The 20,207-nt window shown below is 66.0% G+C and carries 18 protein-coding genes; 9 read left to right on the top strand and 9 right to left on the bottom strand.

What is annotated here, in order from left to right; genetic code table 11:
- Nucleotides 1-76 precede the first annotated feature (76 nt).
- The 3 genes from AC1D3B_RS34375 (at nt 77) to AC1D3B_RS34365 (ending at nt 4,423) form a co-directional block, all read left to right on the top strand.
- Complete coding sequence (locus tag AC1D3B_RS34375) at nt 77-1,588, top strand: CoA-acylating methylmalonate-semialdehyde dehydrogenase (protein WP_478195168.1); 1,512 nt, start codon at nt 77-79, stop codon at nt 1,586-1,588.
- A gap of 151 nt (nt 1,589-1,739) precedes the next feature.
- Nucleotides 1,740-3,368: a GMC family oxidoreductase gene (locus AC1D3B_RS34370; RefSeq protein ID WP_478195146.1), complete on the top strand. Its 1,629-nt coding sequence runs from the start codon at nt 1,740-1,742 to the stop codon at nt 3,366-3,368.
- Between the two features lie 296 nt (nt 3,369-3,664).
- Nucleotides 3,665-4,423 (top strand): sulfite exporter TauE/SafE family protein, encoded by a 759-nt coding sequence (locus AC1D3B_RS34365; RefSeq protein WP_478195145.1) that lies wholly within the window; start codon nt 3,665-3,667, stop codon nt 4,421-4,423.
- A 27-nt stretch (nt 4,424-4,450) separates the two neighbouring features.
- On the opposite strand, the gene mrdA is transcribed toward AC1D3B_RS34365, so the two are convergent.
- The 4 genes from mrdA to AC1D3B_RS34345 all read right to left on the bottom strand — a co-directional run bounded on the left by mrdA (nt 4,451) and on the right by AC1D3B_RS34345 (nt 9,215).
- Nucleotides 4,451-6,421 carry a penicillin-binding protein 2 gene (gene mrdA, locus AC1D3B_RS34360; protein WP_478195144.1) on the bottom strand — a complete coding sequence of 657 codons (1,971 nt, stop codon included), beginning with the start codon at nt 6,419-6,421 and terminating at the stop codon, nt 4,451-4,453.
- A 162-nt stretch (nt 6,422-6,583) separates the two neighbouring features.
- Nucleotides 6,584-7,105 carry a rod shape-determining protein MreD gene (gene mreD / locus AC1D3B_RS34355; RefSeq protein ID WP_478195143.1) on the bottom strand — a complete coding sequence of 174 codons (522 nt, stop codon included), beginning with the start codon at nt 7,103-7,105 and terminating at the stop codon, nt 6,584-6,586.
- On the bottom strand, nt 7,102-8,097 hold the full coding sequence (mreC, locus tag AC1D3B_RS34350; RefSeq protein ID WP_478195142.1) for a rod shape-determining protein MreC: 996 nt from the start codon (nt 8,095-8,097) through the stop codon (nt 7,102-7,104). The genes mreD and mreC overlap by 4 nt, the downstream gene beginning before the upstream one ends.
- A gap of 74 nt (nt 8,098-8,171) precedes the next feature.
- A complete protein-coding gene (locus tag AC1D3B_RS34345; RefSeq protein WP_028249609.1) occupies nt 8,172-9,215 on the bottom strand; it encodes a rod shape-determining protein in 1,044 nt (347 codons plus the stop codon).
- A 224-nt stretch (nt 9,216-9,439) separates the two neighbouring features.
- Between AC1D3B_RS34345 and gatC the strand changes: the two genes are divergently transcribed.
- Genes gatC through gatB form a run of 3 tightly spaced genes read left to right on the top strand, consistent with a single transcriptional unit; the run spans nt 9,440 to nt 12,732 of the window.
- Nucleotides 9,440-9,739, top strand: coding sequence for an Asp-tRNA(Asn)/Glu-tRNA(Gln) amidotransferase subunit GatC (gene gatC / locus AC1D3B_RS34340; RefSeq protein ID WP_478195141.1), 300 nt, complete (start codon nt 9,440-9,442; stop codon nt 9,737-9,739).
- Complete coding sequence (gene gatA / locus AC1D3B_RS34335; RefSeq protein ID WP_478195140.1) at nt 9,736-11,223, top strand: Asp-tRNA(Asn)/Glu-tRNA(Gln) amidotransferase subunit GatA; 1,488 nt, start codon at nt 9,736-9,738, stop codon at nt 11,221-11,223. Before gatC ends, gatA begins: the two co-directional genes overlap by 4 nt.
- 21 nt (nt 11,224-11,244) lie before the next feature.
- Entirely contained in the window at nt 11,245-12,732 is a 1,488-nt protein-coding gene (gene gatB / locus AC1D3B_RS34330) for an Asp-tRNA(Asn)/Glu-tRNA(Gln) amidotransferase subunit GatB (protein ID WP_478195139.1), read from the top strand.
- A gap of 133 nt (nt 12,733-12,865) precedes the next feature.
- On the opposite strand, the gene AC1D3B_RS34325 is transcribed toward gatB, so the two are convergent.
- Both AC1D3B_RS34325 and pyrE read right to left on the bottom strand, forming a co-directional pair.
- A complete protein-coding gene (locus AC1D3B_RS34325) occupies nt 12,866-13,516 on the bottom strand; it encodes a DUF4124 domain-containing protein (RefSeq protein WP_478195138.1) in 651 nt (216 codons plus the stop codon).
- A gap of 42 nt (nt 13,517-13,558) precedes the next feature.
- Complete coding sequence (gene pyrE, locus AC1D3B_RS34320) at nt 13,559-14,242, bottom strand: orotate phosphoribosyltransferase (protein WP_478195167.1); 684 nt, start codon at nt 14,240-14,242, stop codon at nt 13,559-13,561.
- 13 nt (nt 14,243-14,255) lie between these two features.
- On the opposite strand from pyrE, the gene AC1D3B_RS34315 reads away from it, so the two are divergent.
- Nucleotides 14,256-15,059, top strand: coding sequence for an exodeoxyribonuclease III (locus AC1D3B_RS34315; RefSeq protein ID WP_478195137.1), 804 nt, complete (start codon nt 14,256-14,258; stop codon nt 15,057-15,059).
- Between the two features lie 19 nt (nt 15,060-15,078).
- Here the strand turns inward: AC1D3B_RS34315 and AC1D3B_RS34310 are convergent, their stop codons facing one another.
- Entirely contained in the window at nt 15,079-15,984 is a 906-nt protein-coding gene (locus tag AC1D3B_RS34310) for a LysR family transcriptional regulator (protein WP_478195136.1), read from the bottom strand.
- A 70-nt stretch (nt 15,985-16,054) separates the two neighbouring features.
- Here AC1D3B_RS34310 and AC1D3B_RS34305 point away from each other — a divergent pair, with 70 nt between their 5' ends.
- Both AC1D3B_RS34305 and AC1D3B_RS34300 read left to right on the top strand, forming a co-directional pair.
- Nucleotides 16,055-17,314: a flavin-dependent oxidoreductase gene (locus tag AC1D3B_RS34305; RefSeq protein ID WP_478195135.1), complete on the top strand. Its 1,260-nt coding sequence runs from the start codon at nt 16,055-16,057 to the stop codon at nt 17,312-17,314.
- 37 nt (nt 17,315-17,351) lie between these two features.
- A complete protein-coding gene (locus tag AC1D3B_RS34300; RefSeq protein ID WP_478195134.1) occupies nt 17,352-18,314 on the top strand; it encodes a Bug family tripartite tricarboxylate transporter substrate binding protein in 963 nt (320 codons plus the stop codon).
- Nucleotides 18,315-18,316: 2 nt separating this feature from the next.
- Here the strand turns inward: AC1D3B_RS34300 and AC1D3B_RS34295 are convergent, their stop codons facing one another.
- Both AC1D3B_RS34295 and AC1D3B_RS34290 read right to left on the bottom strand, forming a co-directional pair.
- The gene (locus AC1D3B_RS34295; protein ID WP_478195133.1) at nt 18,317-19,063 is read right to left on the bottom strand and encodes a GntR family transcriptional regulator; all 747 of its coding nucleotides are present in this window, start codon (nt 19,061-19,063) and stop codon (nt 18,317-18,319) included.
- Nucleotides 19,064-19,072: 9 nt separating this feature from the next.
- Nucleotides 19,073-19,738 carry a cysteine hydrolase family protein gene (locus AC1D3B_RS34290; RefSeq protein ID WP_478195132.1) on the bottom strand — a complete coding sequence of 222 codons (666 nt, stop codon included), beginning with the start codon at nt 19,736-19,738 and terminating at the stop codon, nt 19,073-19,075.
- Nucleotides 19,739-20,207: the final 469 nt, after the last annotated feature.

Below are 20,207 nucleotides of genomic sequence, written 5' to 3'. Positions count from 1 at the left end.
CAATGTCCGGCTGAGCCGAAACCACCCCTTCCCGCAAATCAGCCGGCCCCGGCGCCGGCAGGAGAACGCCATGCAGATGAGCAAGATACCGATCCACCACTACATCGGCGGGCGCGTCGCCAGCCCGAAATCCACGCGCGCCCAGGAAGTGTTCAATCCGGCCACCGGCGCCGCGACCGGCAGTGTTGCCCTCGCCAATCGCGCCGACGTCGATGCGGCGGTTGCCGCCGCGCAGGCCGCCTTCCCTGCGTGGGCCGACACGCCCCCCATTCGCCGCGCGCGCGTGATGTTCAAGTTCCTCGAACTGCTGAACAGGCATCGCGACGAACTGGCGCACCTGATCACCGCCGAGCACGGCAAGGTCTTCACCGATGCGCAGGGCGAGGTCACGCGGGGCATCGACATCGTCGAGTTCGCCTGCGGCATTCCCCAGCTCCTGAAAGGCGACTACACCGACCAGGTCTCCACCGGTATCGACAACTGGACGATGCGCCAGCCGCTCGGCGTGGTGGCGGGCATCACGCCGTTCAACTTCCCGGTGATGGTGCCGATGTGGATGTTCCCGGTCGCGATCGCGGCGGGAAACACCTTCGTGCTCAAGCCCAGCCCGACCGATCCGAGCCCCTCGCTGCGCATGGCCGAGCTGCTGAAGGAAGCCGGCCTGCCGGATGGGGTGTTCAACGTCGTGCAGGGCGACAAGGAAGCCGTCGATGCGCTGCTGGAGCATCCGGACGTCAAGGCCATCAGCTTCGTCGGGTCGACGCCGATCGCCAACTACATCTACGAAACCGGCGCCCGCCACGGCAAGCGCGTGCAGGCGCTCGGCGGCGCCAAGAACCACATGGTGGTCATGCCCGACGCGGACATCGACCAGACCGTCGATGCGTTGATCGGCTCGGGCTACGGCTCGGCGGGCGAGCGCTGCATGGCGATCAGCGTCGCGGTGCTGGTGGGCGATGCGGCCGACAAGGTGCTGCCGCTGCTGGCCGAGCGCGCGAAGTCGCTCAAGATCAAGAACGGCACCGAGCTCGACGCGGAGATGGGTCCGATCGTGACGCGCGCGGCCCACGAGCGCATCACGGGCTACATCGCTCAGGGCGAGAAGGAAGGCGCCAGGCTGCTGGTGGATGGCCGCTCCTTCGAGGGCAAGAGCGCGGGCGAAGGCTGTGAAGAGGGTTTCTGGATGGGCGGTACGCTGTTCGACAACGTCACGCCCGAGATGCGCATCTACAAGGAAGAGATCTTCGGGCCGGTGCTCTCCTGCGTGCGCGTGCACGACCTGAAGGAAGCGGTGGACCTGATCAACGCCCACGAATTCGGCAATGGCGTCTCGTGCTTCACCCGCGACGGCAACGTGGCGCGCGAATTCTCGCGGCGCATCCAGGTCGGCATGGTGGGCATCAATGTACCGATCCCCGTGCCGATGGCATGGCATGGATTCGGCGGATGGAAGAAGAGTCTCTTCGGCGACATGCATGCCTATGGCGAAGAGGGTGTGCGCTTCTATACGAAGCAGAAGTCGATCATGCAGCGCTGGCCGGAGAGCATCGGCAAGGGCGCCGAGTTCGTGATGCCCACCGCGAAGTAGGTGGCCCCTCGGCCTTTCACGACGCCGCGCTGCGGCGTGTAACTCCACCCCCGAGGGGGAGGCACGGCTCGCCTTGGGGCGGCCCGGCGGCCGCATACTTGCTGGGGCTGGCGGGACTTCCGCGACAACAAACAGAGACAAGCACGCGTCAATGAGCGACACCACTTTCGACTACATCGTCATCGGCGCGGGCACTGCCGGTGCGCTGATGGCCAATCGCCTGAGCGCCGACAGGCAATGCCGCGTGCTGCTGATCGAGGCGGGACGCAAGGACGACTACCACTGGATCCACATCCCGGTCGGCTATCTCTATTGCATCGGCAATCCGCGCACCGACTGGCTCTACAACACCGAGCCGGACCCCGGGCTGAACGGGCGCACGCTGCGCTATCCACGCGGCAAGACGCTCGGCGGCTCGTCGAGCATCAACGGGATGATCTACATGCGCGGGCAGTCGCGCGACTACGACCAATGGGCCCAGGTCACCGGCGACGACGAATGGCGGTGGGACAAGGTGCTGCCGGCCTTCAAGAAGCACGAGGACTACTATCTCGGCGCCGACGAACTGCACGGCGCGGGCGGCGAATGGCGGGTGGAGAAGCAACGGCTGCGCTGGGACATCCTCGACGCCTTCGCCGCGGCCGCGGTGCAGGCGGGCGTGCCCCACACCACCGACTTCAATCGCGGCACGAACGAGGGCGTCGGCTATTTCCAGGTCAACCAGAAGAACGGGTGGCGCTGGAACACCGCCAAGGCCTTCCTGCGCCCGACCTGCTACGGGCGACCGAACTTCGAGCTCTGGACGGGCGCGCAGGTGTCGCGGCTCGTGATCGAAACTCAAGCCGACGGCAGCCGGCGCTGCACCGGCGCGCAGGTGTGGGACGGCCACGAATCCGTGACGGCCCATGCGACGCGTGAAGTGATCCTGTGCGCAGGAAGCATCGGCTCCCCGCAAATCCTGCAGCTCTCGGGCATCGGACCGGCCGATCTCCTGCGCCAGCATGGCATCGAGGTGGCGCTCGATGCACCGGGTGTCGGCGCCAATCTGCAGGACCATCTCCAGATCCGCGCGGTCTACAAGATCAAGGATGCACCCACGCTCAATGTGCTGGCCTCCTCGCTCTATGGCAAGGCGAAGATCGGCATGGAGTACCTGTTGAAACGCAGCGGGCCGATGAGCATGGCGCCGTCGCAGCTCGGGGCCTTCACGCGCAGTTCCGCGGCGTACGCGTGGCCCAACCTCGAGTACCACGTGCAGCCGCTTTCGCTCGACGCCTTCGGCGAGCCCCTGCACAGCTTTCCGGCCTTCACCGCCAGCGTGTGCAACCTGAACCCGACCAGCCGCGGCACCGTGCGCATCAAGAGCCCACGCTTCGAGGATGCGCCCGCCATCGCGCCCAACTACCTGAGCACCGACGAGGATCGCAAGGTGGCGGCCGATTCGCTGCGCGTCACGCGACGGATTGCCGCCCAACCCGCCCTCGCGAAATACGGTCCCGAGGAATGGAAACCCGGCGTGCAGTATCAGAGCGACGAAGAACTCGCGCGCCTGGCCGGTGACATCGCGACCACCATCTTCCATCCTGTCGGCACCACGAAGATGGGACGTGACGACGATCCGATGGCCGTGCTCGATGCTCGCCTGCGTGTTCGCGGTGTTGCGGGACTGCGCGTGGTCGACGCCGGCGCGATGCCCACGATCACCAGCGGCAACACCAACAGCCCCACATTGATGATGGCGGAGAAGGCGGCCGCCTGGGTGCGCGAAGCACGACGTTGAATTTCCGTGTTTCCGATTGTTGAATTGACGGGTAATCCCCGATGCACTGGCAAGGTGCGCCGAACTAAAGTCTCGCCACTCGCAAACGGGCCTGCCCGATGCGCGGGGGACCGAGGAGACATCTTTCGAGAATCAGAAGAATCGACCCAAGGCATTCGTACGAGATGCCGTTTTTTTGAACAAGGCGCCGCTGGTCGGCGCCTTTTCTTTTTGGCGCCTTGAGCCGGACCGGCCCGCACGAACGCGCCACCCGCAGCTACGAATTCCATGGGAAACCCAGTGAGACAATTTCCGTAATGGAAATACTGGTGCTTACCCTGGCCTCGCTGTTCGCGGGCTTCATCGATTCGATCGTGGGCGGAGGCGGCCTGATCCTGGTGCCGGTGCTGTTCAGCGTGCTGCCCGGTACGCCGCCCGCAACGCTTCTGGGCACCAACAAGAGCGCATCGGTCTGGGGCACGGCGGCGGCCACGGCGCAGTTTCACCATCGTGTGGGTCTTCGCTGGAACACGCTGCTTCCTGCTGCCGCCCTCGCCTTCGCCGGATCGATGACCGGTGCGTGGGCGGTGACCGTCGTCCCGGGCGAGTTCCTGCGCAAGTTGCTGCCCGTCATCCTCGTGGTGCTGCTGCTCTACACGCTCGCGCGAAAGGACATGGGCCGCCACCATACGCCGCGCTTCAGCGGCCGTGCCGAGCTGATCGCCACTGCATCTATCGGCTTCGCGCTCGGCGTGTACGACGGATTCTTCGGGCCCGGTACGGGCAGCTTCTTCGTGTTCCTGTTCGTGCGCTGGCTGGGCTACGACTTCCTCAACGCCGCCGCATCCGCCAAACTTCTCAACACCATGACCAACCTGGGCGCGCTCTTGCTGCTCGGGCTCAAGGGCCATGTGCTGTGGCACTACGGACTGGTGATGGCGGTAGCCAACGTGGCCGGCAGCGTGATCGGCGCGCGGGTGGCCATCAAGCACGGCGCGGGCTTCGTGCGCAAGGTGTTCATCGTCGTGGTCGGAGCGCTGATCCTGAAGACCGCCTACGACGCGTTCCTGCGCTGATCCTCGGCGGATCGTGGGGCGCTGTTGTCAGGGTGCGTTCGTCGCGGCCGCGGAGGCAGAAGGCCACGCGACCTCGCTCGCAACGCGCGGCTTGCCGATCGGCGCAGTCGCCTTGCCGACCTGGATGGCGGCCATGTCGGCCTCGCTCGGGTACTGATTGAGCAGCCAGTAGTCGAATACGCGACGCGCGATCGGGGCCGCAGCGCCCGCGCCCCAGCCCGCGTTCTCGACGACGAGGGCCACCGCGATCTTCGGATCGTTGGCCGGCGCGAAGGCCATGAAGAGCGCGTGATCGCGCTGGTGCTCTTCGAGTGCCTTGGCGTTGTATTTGACGTTCTGCGTCATGCCGACCGCTTGCGCGGTGCCGGTCTTGCCAGCCGCCTGGTAGCCCGCGCCGATGAAAACGCCGCGCGCCGTACCCGCATTGACCACCGCCACCAGGCCCTCTCGCACCACCGCGGCGTTCGCAGCGGTGATGCCCAGGTTCTCGGCCGGAGGCTGATCGATGGGCTTCACGTTGCCCGTCACCGTGTCGCGGATGGCGAGGCCGAGGTGCGGCTTGTGCTTCATCCCGCTGTCGGCCACGATCGCCGTGGCCTGCGCCAATTGCAGCATCGTGAAGGCGTTGTAGCCCTGCCCGATGCCGAGCGAGATGGTTTCGCCCGCATACCACTTCTTCTGCTCGGGGCGCTTGTAGGCATTTCGCTTCCACTCCGTGCTGGGCAGAACCCCACGCACTTCGCCGCCGATGTCGATGCCGGTGATCTGGCCGAAGCCCAGCGGCTTCATCGCGTCGTGGATCAGGTCCACGCCCATCTCGTTGGCCAGCGAGTAGTAGTAGATATTGCTCGACAACTGGATCGAGCGCCGCATGTCGACGCCACCGATGTTGCCTTCCGGGCTGCCGAAGCGGTGCCCGCCGAAGTTGAAGTAGCCAGGATCGTTGATCACCACGCTGGGGCTGCGCTTGCCCGTCTGCAGCGCCGCCAGCGCCATGAAGGGCTTGTAGGTCGATCCCGGCGGATAGGTTCCCCGCAACGCGCGATTGAGCAAGGGCTTGTCGATCGATTCGCTGAGCTCCTTCCAGCTTTCCGTGTCGATGCCTTCGACGAAGAGATTCGGATCGAAGGTCGGCTTGCTGACGAAAGCCAGGATCTCGCCGCTCCTCGGATCGATGGCGACGAGCGCGCCGCGCCGGTCGCCGTACATGTCCTCCACCAGCTTCTGCAGCTTGATGTCGAGCGAAAGCATGACCGTGTTACCCGGCGTCGCGGGGTGCGCCGCGAGCCGCCTCACCGCCCGGCCACCGGCGGAGGTCTCCATCTGCTCGACGCCGGTCTGGCCGTGGAGCGTCTTCTCGTAGCTCTGTTCCACGCCCAGCTTGCCGATGTACTCGGTTCCCTTGTAGTTGGCGAGATCCTCGTCTTCCCAGTCCTCCATCGCCGCCTTCTCGGCCTGGTTGATACGGCCGATGTAGCCCAGCACGTGGCTCGCGAGATCGCCGTTGGGGTAGTTGCGGAACAGCCGTGCCTTGATCTCGACGCCGGGAAAGCGATAGCGCTGCGCCGCGAAGCGGGCGACTTCCTCGTCCGTGAGACGCGTGCGGATGGGGACCGAGTCGAAGCTGCGGGAGTCCTCGCGCAACCGCTTGAAGCGCCGGCGGTCGCGCTGCGAGATCTCCAGCACTTCCGTGAGGCTGTCGATCGTGTCTTCGAGACTGCCGGCCTTCGAGGGCGTGATCTCAAGCGTGTAGGCCGAGTAGTTGGATGCCAGGATGATGCCGTTGCGGTCGAGGATCAGACCGCGATTCGGCACCACCGGCACGATCGCCGTGCGATTGCTCTCTGCTTGCTCCGCCAGGTCTTCGTGACGCACCACCTGCAGATAGACCAGCCGCATGCACAGCAGTCCGAAAGCCGCCAGCACGACCAGGCCGATCACGACCACCCGACGCTTGAAGCGCGAGAGATCGGCAGCAACGTTGCGGATTTCGGTCATGAATGATTCAGCTTAGGCAAGTCAATGCTCAGACGCAACAAGACGCGCCCGCCGGAGATCAGGGAGGTGCGCCGCGCACGGCCGCCCCGAAGCGGCCGCACCGCCCCCGGCAGGGGGTAGGCGAAGCGACACGAAGTGCGCGCAGCCTGGGGGCGAGCAACATCAGAGGGGGCGGTTGGCATCAGGTTCCGGCGTCCGGCGCTGGGGCGCCAGCAACGCCAGGCTCACGAAAGGCCACAGGGCTGCCTCGATCACCGGCGCGATCAGCAGCGACCATCCCGGGAAAACGCCGCCGCCGATCATGCGGATGGCGAGTTCGATCAGGTGCGACAGCGCAAACAGCGGCAACACCTGCAGCGCCTGCGAAATCACCGGAAACCACAGCAGGCGCCGGTGGATCATGATCGCGAAGAAGCCCAGCGTGGTGTAGGACAGCGCATGCTGCCCCAGCATGGCCGCCTGGTGCACATCCATCAACAGCCCGAACACGAAGGCCGCGCCAATACCGATGCGTGCCGGCTGGTGCACGCTCCAGAACACGATCACCAGCGCGAGCAGGTCGGGCGTCCATGCGGCGCGGCCCAGCGGCACCATGTTGAGCAGCAGCGCGACGATGAGGCTGCCCCACATGAAGAGCGGGCTGACGGGGAGCAGGAGTTGCTGCTGACCAGGACGCATGATCATCGTGGCGCCTTCGCTTTCTTGTCAGCCTTGGCGTCGGCCTTCGCGTCCGCCTTGTCGGCCTTGGCATCCGCGCGATCGGCCTTCTTCTTGGCCGCTGGGCTGGCCGCCGCGTTGGGCGCGGGCCGGGGCAGCGACTGCGCACCGATCGGCGCCAGCACAAGCACGTAGCGCGCCGCCGTCACATGGCCCACCGGCACGAGGTGGATGCGCGCGAAGGCCGAGTCGGCGCGACGTTCGATGCGGTCGATCTTCGCGACCGGTAGGCCCGGCGGATAGACGCCGTCGACGCCGCTCGTGGTGAGCATGTCGCCTTCCTCCAGATCGGCATTCGCGGCCATGAAGCGCAGTTCGAGCCCGCCGCCGTGCGCGCTCGCATCGCCGAACGCGACGCTGCGCGCGCCGGTGCGCACGTTCTGCACGGGGATGGACAGGTCCCGGTCGATCACCAGGGTGATTTCGCTCGTGAACGGCAAGACCTGCGTGACCTGACCGAGCACGCCGTGTTCGTCGATCACGGGCGAGCCGGCCACGACGCCGTTCGTGAGGCCCTGGTCGATCACCAGCTTGCGGGTATAGGGGTCGGCGGTGTCGTAGAGCACTTCGGCCACCCGTCCGGGAGTCTGCGTGGTCTGGCGCAGTTCGAGCATCGCCCGCAGCCGAGCGTTTTCCTGCGCGAGGGTGTCTGCCTGGCTCGCGCGCTCCGACTGCAGCGCCAGCGCCTTGCGCGCATCCCCTTCGTTGCTTTGGGCCGTCTGCAGGTCTTCGAGATAGCGCCCGCCACCGACTGCAAGCTGCACCGGTTTGAGCGCCAGCCACTGGATCGGATAAAGCACCGCGCCGATCGCCGCGCGCACCGGTTGCACGATGTTGAAGCGAGCATCGGCCACCATCAGGAACAGCGCGAGCGCGCTGAAGAAGATCAGCTTGCTGAGCGCCGAAGGCCCCTGGTTGAACAGGGGTGGCGCGGTGCGATCGAGCGTGCCGAGCGGCATGGCGGAAAGACTGTCCTAAATTGAAAAAGCCGGCCCTGCGCAAACGCGGGCCGGCCGTTTGCGCATCAGTCGCATTATTCGCTGGTAAAGATGCTTCCGAGCCTGTCCATGCGCTCGAGTGCGATGCCGCAGCCCCGCACAACGCAGGTGAGTGGGTCTTCGGCAACAAGTACGGGCAGGCCGGTTTCCTCGGCAAGGAGTCGATCGAGGTCGCGCAGGAGTGCGCCACCGCCGGTGAGCATCATTCCGCGCTCGGCGATGTCGGCGCCCAGTTCGGGCGGGGTCTGTTCCAGCGCATTCTTGACGGCGGAAACGATGTTGTTGAGCGGGTCGGTCAGCGCTTCCAGCACTTCGTTGCTGCTGATGGTGAAGCTGCGCGGCACGCCTTCGCTGAGGTTGCGGCCCTTGACTTCCATTTCCTTGACTTCGGAACCCGGGAAGGCGGAGCCGATGCTCTTCTTGATGACTTCGGCCGTCGGTTCGCCGATGAGCATGCCGTAGTTTCGGCGGATGTAGTTGATGATGGCCTCGTCGAAGCGGTCGCCGCCCACGCGGACGCTGCCCTTGTAGACCATGCCCCCCAGCGAGATCACCCCCACTTCGGTGGTGCCGCCGCCGATGTCGACGACCATCGAGCCGCTGGCCTCGGAGACCGGCAGGCCGGCGCCGATCGCGGCGGCCATGGGCTCCTCGATCAGGTAGACCGAGGTCGCGCCGGCGGCTTCGGCCGCGTCCTTGATGGCGCGGCGCTCGACCTGGGTCGAGCCGCAAGGCACGCAGATGATGATGCGCGGGCTGGGGGTCAGCAGCGATCGCGGGTGCACCATCTTGATGAACTGCTTGATCATCTGCTCCGTGATCACGAAGTCGGCGATCACGCCATCCTTCATGGGGCGGATGGCCTCGATGTTGCCGGGCACCTTGCCGAGCATCGCCTTGGCTTCGCGGCCGACGGCCTGGATCACCTTCTTGCCGTGCGGACCGCCTTCGTGACGGATCGCGACGACCGAAGGCTCGTCCAGGACAATGCCTTTGTTGCGGGCAAAGATCAGGGTGTTGGCGGTGCCGAGGTCGATCGCGAGGTCGGTAGAAAAGTACCGACGGAAAGCTCCAAACATTGCGGAATCCTCTGGAGCACGGCATGCGCGTCGGCAGGCCGTCGCCCTCTTGCTGGGTCGTTTGACGGGGTGGTTTGAATCGTTTTTGCGGCAAATGCCGCCGCGTTCGCGGGGGTTGCGGCAAAGGCGGGATAATAACCGAATCCCTTGTCACTCCAGCGTTTCGACGCTCCTTTGCGGGGTGCGAGTGCCCGGTTTTCACACCCGCCAGTCTCTTTTCTCCGATGTCCCTCACCTCATCCGATATTTTGCGTATCGCATCGCTCGCCCGGCTCCAGCTTGCACCTGACGAAAGCGAGCGGATGCTGGGTCAGATCAACGGCTTTTTCGATCTCGTCGAGCAGATGCGCGCGGTCGACACCGCGGGCGTCGAACCGCTGGCGCATCCGGTCGCCACGGTCGCGGACGTGACACTTCGCCTCGCCGAAGACGCTGTCACCGAACCGAACAACCGTGAAGCAAACCAGCGCAGCGCGCCCGCGGTCGAAAACGGCCTGTTCCTCGTTCCGAAGGTGATCGAATGAGCGGCGAACTGCATCAGCTGGGCGTGGCCCAGCTTGCCAAGGCCCTGCGCGAGCGCGAGATTTCGGCGGTTGAGGCCGCCCAGCACCAACTGGGCCGGATCCGGCAACATCAAGACCTGGGCGCCTTCGTGGCGGTCGACGAGGACCAGACGCTGGTGCAGGCGCGTGCGGCGGATGCCCAAATCGCCGCGGGCAACGCGCCGCCGCTCGCCGGCGTGCCGATCGCGCACAAGGACATCTTTGTCACCGCGAGCCTCCCGACCACCGCCGGCTCCCGCATCCTGGCCGGCTACCGCTCGCCCTTCGACGCCACCGTCGTGCGCAAGCTCGCCGAAGCCGGCGCCGTGACGCTCGGAAAGCTGAGTTGCGACGAGTTCGCGATGGGCTCGGCCAACGAAAACGTCGCCGTGCCCGCCGTCGGCTTCGACCATGCCGTGCCGGTCCGCAACCCATGGGATACGGCGCGCATTCCCGGCGGTTCGTCGGGCGGCAGTGCCGCGGTTGTCGCGGCACGCCTGGCGCCCGCCGCGACCGGCACCGACACGGGCGGCTCGATCCGCCAACCCGCGTCCTTCTGCGGCGTGACCGGCATCAAGCCGACCTACGGGCGCGCCTCGCGCTACGGCATGGTGGCCTTCGCGTCGAGCCTCGACCAGGCCGGCCCGATGGCCCGATCGGCAGAAGATTGCGCGCTGCTGCTCTCCGCGATGTGCGGGCCCGACCCGGATCGCGATTCGACCTCGCTCGACAGGCCGGTCGAGGATTTCTCGCGGCGCCTCGGCGATTCGCTCGAAGGCCTTCGCATCGGCGTGCCGAAGGAATTCCTGGGCGACGGCGTCGCGCCCGGCGTGCGCGCGGTGGTCGATGCCGCGCTGGCCGAGTATGAAAAGCTCGGCGCACGTCGCGTCGAAATCACACTGCCCCGCACCGAGTTGTCGATCCCCGTCTACTACATCCTTGCGGCCGCAGAGGCGTCGAGCAACCTGAGCCGCTTCGACGGCGTCAAGTTCGGTCATCGCGCCAAGGACTACCGCGATCTCGCCGACATGTACGCCAAGACGCGCGAGGAGGGCTTCGGCGACGAGGTCAAGCGCCGCATCATGATCGGCACGTACGTGCTCTCCCATGGGTACTACGACGCCTACTACCTGCAAGCCCAGAAGGTGCGACGCATGATCGCGGACGACTTCCAGCAGGCGTTCAAGCAGTGCGACATTATCGCCGGCCCGGCCGCGCCGACTGTTGCGTGGAAGCTGGGTGAGCACGGCGGGGATCCGGTCGCCGACTACCTCGCCGACATCTTCACGCTACCCGCCTCGCTCGCCGGCCTGCCCGGCATGAGCGTGCCGGCCGGCTTCGACGGGGGCATGCCCGTCGGCGTGCAACTGATCGGCAACTACTGCGACGAAGCCCGCCTCCTCAACGCTGCGCACCGCTTCCAGCAAGCCACCGACTGGCACCAGCGCACGCCGGCTGGGTACTGATCGCAATGGCGAAGAACTGACATGAGCGAAATCAACACTTTCGAAGCCGCGCAGAGCGGACGTCCGACGGGCCCGCTGGTGCGCGGCTACGAAGTCATCATCGGCTTCGAGACCCACGCCCAGCTTTCCACCGCGTCGAAGATCTTCAGCCGCGCGTCGACCGCTTTCGGGGCCGAGCCCAACACGCAGGCCTGCGCGGTTGACCTCGCGCTGCCCGGTACGCTGCCGGTGATGAACAAGGGCGCGGTCGAGCGCGCGATCAAGCTCGGGCTCGCACTCGGCTCGCACATCGCACCGCGCAGCGTGTTCGCGCGCAAGAACTACTTCTACCCCGACCTGCCCAAGGGCTACCAGATCAGTCAGTTCGAGATCCCCGTCGTGCAAGGTGGATCGGTGAGCTTCTTCCTCGGCGACGAGAAGAAGACCGTGCGCCTGGTGCGCGCCCACCTCGAAGAGGACGCCGGCAAGTCCCTGCACGAGGACTTCATCGGCCAGTCCGGCATCGACCTGAACCGCGCCGGCACGCCCCTGCTGGAAATCGTGACCGAACCCGACATGCGCTCCACCGCCGAGGCCGTGGCCTATGCGCGCGAACTGCACAAGATCGTCACCTGGATCGGCATCTGCGACGGCAACATGCAGGAAGGCAGCTTCCGCTGCGATGCCAACGTGTCAGTGCGCAAGCCCGGTGCGCCGCTCGGCACCCGCCGCGAGATCAAGAACCTCAACAGCTTCAAGTTCATGCAGCAGGCGATCGACTACGAGATCCGCTGGCAGATCGAGGAGATCGAGGACGGCCGCCAGATCCAGCAGGCCACGGTGCTGTTCGACCCCGACACCGGCGAGACCCGCGCCATGCGCACCAAGGAAGACGCCGCCGACTACCGCTACTTCCCCGACCCCGACCTGCCGCCGCTGGCGATCGCCGCCGAATGGATCGAGCGCGTACGTGCCGAAATGCCCGAACTGCCCCGCGCCATGGCCGAGCGCTACGTGCAACAGCACGGTCTGTCGGAATACGACGCGACCCAGCTCACGCAGAGCCCTGCGCTCGCCGGCTACTTCGACGCCGCCGTCAGTGCCGGCGCCGCCCCCAAGCTGGCCAGCAACTGGATCACCGGCGAAATCGCCCGCCGGCTCAACCAGCAGGACGTAGAAATCACTGAGGCCCCGGTGAGTGCCGCGCAACTGGCCAGGCTGATCGAACGCATCAGCGACGGCACCATCTCGAACAACGCCGCCCGCCAGGTCTTCGACGCCCTCTGGACCGGCGAAAGCCAGGACGTCGACGCCGTCATCGAAGCCAAGGGCCTCAAGCAGATGAGCGACAGCGGCGCCCTCGAGAAAATCATCGACACCGTCCTCGCCACCAACCAGAAGAACATCGACGAATACCGCGCCGGAAAAGACAAAGCCTTCAATGCCCTCGTCGGCCAGGTCATGAAGGCCAGCCAAGGCAAGGCCAACCCCGCCCAGGTCAACGCCCTCCTGAAAGCCAAGCTAGGCTAATACGCGAGAGCGGCCAAAGCGAAGCGAGGCCGCCCTTCGTGAAACACCGAGGATCCGGCTCCGCCGGTCCGCCGGTGTTGCCCCCGGCAGGGGGTAGGCGGCTACACGAAGTGAGCAAGCCTGGGGGCGAGCTCTATTTAGCTGCCCAGAGGGGTTTGAGGCGAGTTTGTTCTTCATCGAAGCGCGCATTCACGCGCTTCTTCTCGTCCTCCTGCTCGCCGATGAAGCGGTTCTGCACCGCCACGCTCCGCGCGTTGTCCTCGACCTTGCGGCGCAGCGAGTCGGGCGCCTTGGTCGGGTCCTTCTTGTAGAACTCGAGCTCGTCGTCGATCCGCTTGCGTTCCTCGGCGAGTTCGCCCACGCGCTTCTTCGCGGCCTGGATCACGACGTCGATCTGGACCAGCGCCTCGGTGCGTTCGCGATCGTGCGCCGCGGGCGTGGGATAGCGGATCAGCAGCGCCCGTTCGCGCCGCTTTTCTTCGAGCTGGCGGGCGGCCAGCAACTGCGCCTGGCGCTCGCGTTCCTCCCGCTCGGCCTGTTCTCGCGCCGTGTAGGTCGGTTCGATCTTGCGCCGCGTGGTGCCGCTCGGGTTGAGTTCGCGCTGCTCGCGGTCGACGCAGTCGGCAATCGGCCGGTCCGCCGTGATCGTGCGGCCTTTCGCGTCGGTGCAGCTGTAGATGCCGGGACCCGTGCCGGCTGCGCCGGTCGACGGCCGCGTGCCCGAAGGTTGCTGAGCGTGCCCAGCACCGGCCGCAGCCAGCGAGAGCGCCAGAAATGCAAACAATGCTTGGGTTCTCGCCAACATCAATCCTTCAGACAGGTTGAATCAACCTGCGCCGTAACGTGCCCTGTACGCCAGCACTCCCTGGCGGTGGGCGCCCAGTTCGTCGTCGGCGCGGCCTGACAGGTACTGTAACAAGTCGTCAAGGGTCGCGATGGCAATTACATGCAGTCCGAGCTGATCGCGAACATATTGCACCGCGCTGTGGTCCACATCCACGCCGTTTTCAGTCGCTTTTTCCTGGCGATCCAGCGCAATCGCGACCGCATGAGGCGTTGCGCCGGCACCACGGATGGCAGCGATCGACTCGCGCACCGCAGTGCCGGCGGACATCACGTCGTCGACGATCAGCACACGCCCCTTGAGCGGCGCACCCACCAGCGTGCCGCCTTCGCCGTGGTCCTTGGCTTCCTTGCGGTTGTACGAGAAAGGCACGTTGCGACCGCGCCGCGCGAGTTCGGCAGCGACCGTGGCGCCAAGCGGAATGCCTTTGTAGGCAGGCCCGAAAATCATGTCGAACTCGAGCCCGCTGGCGATCAGCCGGTCTGCATAGAATCCGGCGAGCCGCGCGAGCTTGGCGCCGTCGTCGAACAGGCCCGCGTTGAAAAAATACGGGCTCATGCGGCCGGCCTTGGTCTTGAACTGGCCGAAACGCAGCACCCCCGACTCCAGCGCGAACTGCACGAATTCCTGTGCGAGCGCGCCGCCCTCTCCAATCTCTTCAGCCATAGGGAATGTCCTTGTGTTCAAACTGACCAGCCTCAACCTCAACGGCCTGCGATCGGCTGCCACCAAAGGCGTCGCCGACTGGGTCGCCGAACTGGCGCCGGATTGTATTTGCATGCAGGAAATCCGCGTCCAGGCGAGCGACATCGAGGGCCGCTTCGAGGAGATGGCCGGGCTCAAGGGCCACTTCCATTTCGCGGAGAAGAAGGGCTACGCGGGCACCGCGGTCTATTCGAAGCACGCGCCCAGCGATGTGGTGATCGGCTGGGGTGATCCCGAGTTCGACGCCGAGGGCCGCTACCTCGAACTGCGCTTCGACACGCCGAAGCGCAAGCTCTCGATCATCAGCTGCTACTTCCCGAGCGGATCGTCCGGCGAGGAGCGGCAGGCGGCCAAGTTCCGCTTCCTGAAGGGCTTCTTCCCGCACCTCATCGCCCTGAAGCGCGAGCGCGACTTCATCCTATGCGGCGACATCAACATCGCCCACAAGGAGATCGACCTGAAGAACTGGCGCGGCAACCAGAAGAACAGCGGCTTCCTGCCCGAAGAGCGCGCCTGGATGACGAACCTGCTCGACGTCGGCGCGGAAGGCGCGGGTCTGGTGGACGTCTACCGCATGCTCAAGCCGGACACCACCGACGAGGCCTACACCTGGTGGAGCAACCGCGGCCAGGCCTACGCCAAGAACGTGGGCTGGCGGCTGGACTACCACCTCGCCACGCCGAAGGTGGCCCAGCTGGCGCGCAACGAAGCGATCTTCAAGACGCTGAAGTTCAGCGACCACGCGCCCATCACGATCGACTACGACTTCGCGCTCTGAGGCGCGGTGCCTGCCTACGCTATCTGGACAGCGCAGGCAGCGCCTTCACCAAAGTCTCGCTGAAGGCGCGCATCGCCTCGCCCTCGTGCGCGCCTCGCTTGGTGACACGATAGAAATCGAGTTCCACTTTCGGCTTGATCAGGACGTCGGTGCGTACGCGATGCCGGCGACAGGCGGCAAGCGCAAAGGTCGGCATCACCGCGGTGCCGAATCCGGACTCGACCATCGAGATCAACGTACCGAAGAAATTGAAGGCCTGGCGTTGCGCGTCGGCCCGATCGATCGCGCCGAGATGCACGTCGATGACCTTCTGGATCGGATTGCTCGGCGGCAGCCCGATCAGCTCGGCGGAGCGTAGCGCCGACCACGGCGCCGTGCCCGTGCGGAGCGATGCCTCCTCGGATTCCGCTGCGGCAACCCGCATCAGGTGGAAGCGCCCGACCGGCGCGCGCTCCAGCCCCGGCGCAGCCTTGAAGAAGAAGCCCAGTCCCATGTCCGCCTCGCCGCTCACCACCATCGCCTCGACATCGCGCAGGTCAGCGTCGAACAGCTTCAGGTTGACCGTCGGATGGCTTTCGCGGAACTGATGGAAGACCTGCGGCAGGAGATTGGACGACACCAGGGGGGTCGCGGCGATGCGCAGCGTCTGGCGCGCTTCGTCGCCTTCGAGGCCGAGGCGCGCAGTGACGTCGTCAAGGTCCGTCACGACTCTTTCGACCACCGGCAGCAGCTTCCGGCCAGCCGCAGTGAGGTTGACCATCCGCGTGGTGCGGTCGAACAGACGACAGCCGAGTTGACGCTCCATCTCGCGCACCAGCGTGCTCAGGCCCGCCTGCGTCATGTGCGCCTGTTCCGCCGCGCGGGTGAAGTTGCCGATGCGCGCCACATGCAGGAAAGCACGCATTTGCCGGACGGACAGATTCATACGACATCATGATAAATCCATACGACATCTAAATTTCCCAAATGATCGGAGGCTCGATCTAATCCGGGACATGAGCAAGCAAACCGAAGTCATCGTGCTGGGCGCCGGCATCGGCGGACTGACCCTGGCATTGAGCCTGAACCAGGCGGGCATCGCATGCCGCGTCTACGAAGCAGTGCCCGAACTCAAGCCCCTCGGCGTGGGCATCAACCTGCTGCCGCATGCGGCACGCGAGCTGAGCGAACTGGGCCTGATGGCCGCGCTCGATGCGGTCGGCGTGCGCACCAAGGAAGCGATCTTCTTCAACTCGCACGGCCAGTTGGTGTTCCGCGAAGCCGCCGGAACCGCCGCCGGCTACGAGTGGCCCCAGTATTCGATCCACCGCGGTGACCTGCACACGGTACTGCTCCAGGCGACGCGCGAGCGCCTCGGCGCGGACGCGGTGATCTGCGGGCACCGATGTGCAGGCGTGGACCAGGACGACACCGGCGTCACTGCACGTTTCGTGGCGCCGGACGGATCGCCTCTCCCGAGCGTGCGCGGTTCGATCGCCGTGGGCTGCGACGGCATCCACTCGGTGCTTCGCAAGCAGTTCTACCCGAACGAAGGCGCGCCGCGCTACTCGGGCGTCAACATGTGGCGCGGCACCGCGAAGCACAAGCCCTTTCTCTCCAGTGCGAGCATGGTGCGCGCCGGCTGGCTCGATCAGGGCAAGATGGTGATCTACCCGATTCGCGACAACGTGGACGGCGAAGGCAACCAGCTCATCAACTGGGTCGCCGAGATCCACGCACCGCAGCCGGCGCTCCAGGACTGGAGCCGCCCCGGCCGTCTCGAGGACTTCCTTCCGGCCTTCGCGGACTGGCACTTCGACTGGCTCGACGTGCCGGCGCTGATCCGTTCGTCCGATGCGATCCTCGAATACCCGATGGTCGACCAGGAGCCGCTACCCAAGTGGACGCACGGTCGCCTCACGCTGCTGGGCGACGCGGCCCATCCGATGGTGCCGCGCGGCTCGAACGGTGCCGGCCAAGCCATCATCGACGCACGCTATCTGGCCGGTGCGCTGCACAACATGGGCGTCGGCATCGCGGCGCTGGAAGACTACGACCGCGTGCGCGTGAAGGCGACCACCAACGTCGTATTGACCAACCGCAGCAATCCGCCGGACGCGATCCTGCGCGAAGTGTTCGAGCGCTCGGGCGGTCGCCGCTTCGAGCGGTTGGAAGAGTTCGTGACCCAGCAGGAGCTGCAAGCCATTTCCGACAACTACAAGCGCGTCGCGGGCTATGACCCGACGGCGCTGAAATCGCGCCCTTCCTATATCTGAAGAACGCGCCGCCCACCAGAACAATACGGAGACACCGATGCGTCCATTGAAGAAAGTCCTCGCCGCCCTGCTCATGACCGCCAGCGCCGTGGCCGCGCACGCGTGGCCCGACCAGCCGATCACGCTGGTCGTGCCGTACACCCCCGGCACGGGCATCGACCTGATCGCGCGCCAGCTGTCCGTGCGGCTTCCCGCCGCGCTCGGCCAGCCGGTGATCGTCGACAACGTCGCGGGCGCCAGCGGCAACATCGGCAGCGAGAAGGTGGCGCGCGCCAAGCCCGATGGCTACACGCTGATGGTGCAGGTCAACACGCTGGTGATGAACAAGAGCCTCTACAAATCGCTCGCCTACGACCCCGTCGCCGACTTCACGCCGGTGTCGCTCACCTCGTGGGGTACGTTGCTCCTGGTGACCAATCCCAACGTGCAGAAGGCCACTTCGGTCGCGCAGGTGGTCGCCGCCGCCAAGGCCGAGCCCGGCAAGCTGACCTATGCCACGCCCGGCGTCGGAACGCCGCATCATCTTTCGATGGCGCTGCTGATGCAGAACACCGGCACCGAGATGCTTCACGTGCCCTACAAAGGCACGGCTGGCGCGGTGACGGACCTGCTCGGCGGCCGCATCGACTACATGTTCCTGCCCGTGCACGTCGCGCTGCAGCACATCCAGGCCGGCAAGCTCAGGGCGATCGCCACCGGCAGCGACAAGCGACTGCCGCAGTTGCCGAACGTGCCGACACTGGCGGAAGCCGGCATCAAGGGCGGCAATGTCGACATGTGGTACGGCGTGCTTGCACCGAAGGGAACCCCGCCCGCCGTGGTCGCGCGTCTCAACAAGGAAATTGGCGCCGTACTGAAGCTGCCCGAAGTCGCGACCGCCTTCGAAGCCCAGGGCATGGTGCCCGCCGCGTCGACGCCGGAAGAGTTCGGCGCGCTGATCCAGAAGGACGCCAAGCGCTGGGCCGACGTGGTCCAGCGCGGCGGCATCACGGCGGAGTGAACTCAGCGTCCGGGTGCCCTCGGGCGACCCGCATGCCGCGCCATGTGCACCTGGTGCAGCGTGATCTTGCGCACTTCGGACTGGCTGGTCTCGATGTGCGCACGCAGCAGCATCGCGGCCTGGTCGCCCCGGTTCGCGCGGATCGCCTTCAGGATCTTGGCGTGCTCGTCGTAGGTGGCGTCGATGCGCGGCTGCTTGGTGAAATCGAGCCGTCGGATGATGCGGATGCGGTCGGTCACGTCACGGTGCACGCGCGCCATTTCGGCATTGCCTGCGGCAGCGACGAGCGCGCAATGAAAGGCCTCGTCCCACTGGGCCACCTGCACGGTGTCTGAACTGCGCTGCGCCGTCGGCACCAGCCAGATGCCCGCCAGTTCTTCAACCAGGCTGCGGTCGACGCGATGGTCGCTTTCGCACAGCCGGTGCACGGCCGTGGTCTCCAACACCATGCGCAGGTCGTAGAGCTGCTCGAACTGGTCGAAGTCGAAGGGCAGCACCCGCCAGCCGCTGCGAAACAGCACTTCGACGAAGCCTTCCTGCTGCAGCCTGAAGAGTGCCTGCCGCACCGGCGTGCGTGACACGCCGAGCCGCTCGCTGATTTCGTTCTCGGTGAACCGATCGCCCGGGACGAGGCTGAACTCGGCGACGTCCCGCTTGAGTTGCGCGTAGACCTGATCGGCGCGCGTACGGAACGCCGGATCCGGAGCCGCAGGCTCGGAGGGAACGGAAGGAGATCGGACAGAAGACACGTAGGGATGTTAGTGCTTGCCGAGCGCGGTGAGCAATGCGGCACTGGGTGCGGTCCAGCCGACGATGGCGCCCTGCGCGCGGATCATCTCGACCGCGGCCGCCTTGAAGGCAGGAAAGTAGCTCTCGGTGCAGTCTTCGAGCAGCAGGCAGTCGTAGCCGCGATCGTTGGCTTCGCGCATGCTGGTCTGCACGCAGACCTCGGTGGTCACGCCACCGAAGAGCAAATGAGTGATGCCGCGCCGCTTCAGCATCTCGTGCAGCCCGGTGGCATAGAACGCGCCCTTGCCGGGCTTGTCGACGACGATCTCGCCTTCGACCGGTGCGAGCGCTTCAATGATCTGGTTGCCGGGCTCGCCCATCACGAGGATGCGGCCCATCGGCCCTTCGTCGCCGATGCGCAAGCTCGGATTGCCGCGGTTGCGCTTGGCCGGCGGGCAATCCGAAAGATCGGGCTTGTGGGCCTCGCGCGTGTGAACCACCAGGCCGCCCGCTTCTCTCCAGGCTTCGAGCGTCTTCTTCGTCGCAGGGACGATCGCTTCGAGCAACGAGACATCGTTGCCCAGGGTTTCGCCGAAGCCACCGGGCTCGATGAAATCCCGTTGCATATCGATGAGCACCAGTGCTGTCTTTGCCAGGTCGAACTCGTATGGGAAAGGGGTTGCGTCTATTTGCATGGATGGCTTCCGTTCGGCATTGACGTTGAAAGACGCACGACGGATGGGCGGGGCGACAGTGGGCGGTGTGCCCTGGGCCGGCCGACGTCACCGGCCGCTTCGCGGCTGCCCTGCGCTGCTCCCGACAGGCGGGGTCCGCGCAAACTCGCTTCGCTCAAACACGCGCGGCCCTGATCCGCCTGTCGGTCCGCTGCTCGGCGGTGCCTCAACGGCCGGCCCAGGGCACACCGCCCACTGTCGCAGACACGTTGGGGTTGGACTGTCCACGGCCACGGCCGTAGATGAGGGAGGGATGTCGACGTTTCAGGGGCCTCCATCCTTCGAGCACCCCCGAAGCCCGGTATGCGGTGTGGGCTGGCCGACCCCTCTACGCCGCCGAAGCGCGCAGCTTCAGGCGGAAAAAGGGCCGCGCGTGTTTGAGCGAAGCGAGTTTGCGCGGACCCCGCCTGAAGCGAGCACTGCAGGGAGA

The sequence above is a fragment of the Variovorax sp. P5_A3 genome (genome assembly GCF_056400665.1).
This window is presented reverse-complemented; position numbering and strand designations above follow the sequence as displayed.

Bases quoted from the DNA above. Each gene is read 5' to 3' on its own strand.
- AC1D3B_RS34375 (WP_478195168.1), top strand. From the start codon at position 77: ATGAGCAAGATACCGATCCACCACTACATCGGCGGGCGCGTCGCCAGC.
- AC1D3B_RS34370 (WP_478195146.1), top strand. From the start codon at position 1,740: ATGAGCGACACCACTTTCGACTACATCGTCATCGGCGCGGGCACTGCC.
- AC1D3B_RS34365 (WP_478195145.1), top strand. From the start codon at position 3,665: ATGGAAATACTGGTGCTTACCCTGGCCTCGCTGTTCGCGGGCTTCATC.
- mrdA (WP_478195144.1), bottom strand. From the start codon at position 6,421: ATGACCGAAATCCGCAACGTTGCTGCCGATCTCTCGCGCTTCAAGCGT.
- mreD (WP_478195143.1), bottom strand. From the start codon at position 7,105: ATGATCATGCGTCCTGGTCAGCAGCAACTCCTGCTCCCCGTCAGCCCG.
- mreC (WP_478195142.1), bottom strand. From the start codon at position 8,097: ATGCCGCTCGGCACGCTCGATCGCACCGCGCCACCCCTGTTCAACCAG.
- AC1D3B_RS34345 (WP_028249609.1), bottom strand. From the start codon at position 9,215: ATGTTTGGAGCTTTCCGTCGGTACTTTTCTACCGACCTCGCGATCGAC.
- gatC (WP_478195141.1), top strand. From the start codon at position 9,440: ATGTCCCTCACCTCATCCGATATTTTGCGTATCGCATCGCTCGCCCGG.
- gatA (WP_478195140.1), top strand. From the start codon at position 9,736: ATGAGCGGCGAACTGCATCAGCTGGGCGTGGCCCAGCTTGCCAAGGCC.
- gatB (WP_478195139.1), top strand. From the start codon at position 11,245: ATGAGCGAAATCAACACTTTCGAAGCCGCGCAGAGCGGACGTCCGACG.
- pyrE (WP_478195167.1), bottom strand. From the start codon at position 14,242: ATGGCTGAAGAGATTGGAGAGGGCGGCGCGCTCGCACAGGAATTCGTG.
- AC1D3B_RS34310 (WP_478195136.1), bottom strand. From the start codon at position 15,984: ATGAATCTGTCCGTCCGGCAAATGCGTGCTTTCCTGCATGTGGCGCGC.
- AC1D3B_RS34305 (WP_478195135.1), top strand. From the start codon at position 16,055: ATGAGCAAGCAAACCGAAGTCATCGTGCTGGGCGCCGGCATCGGCGGA.
- AC1D3B_RS34300 (WP_478195134.1), top strand. From the start codon at position 17,352: ATGCGTCCATTGAAGAAAGTCCTCGCCGCCCTGCTCATGACCGCCAGC.
- AC1D3B_RS34290 (WP_478195132.1), bottom strand. From the start codon at position 19,738: ATGCAAATAGACGCAACCCCTTTCCCATACGAGTTCGACCTGGCAAAG.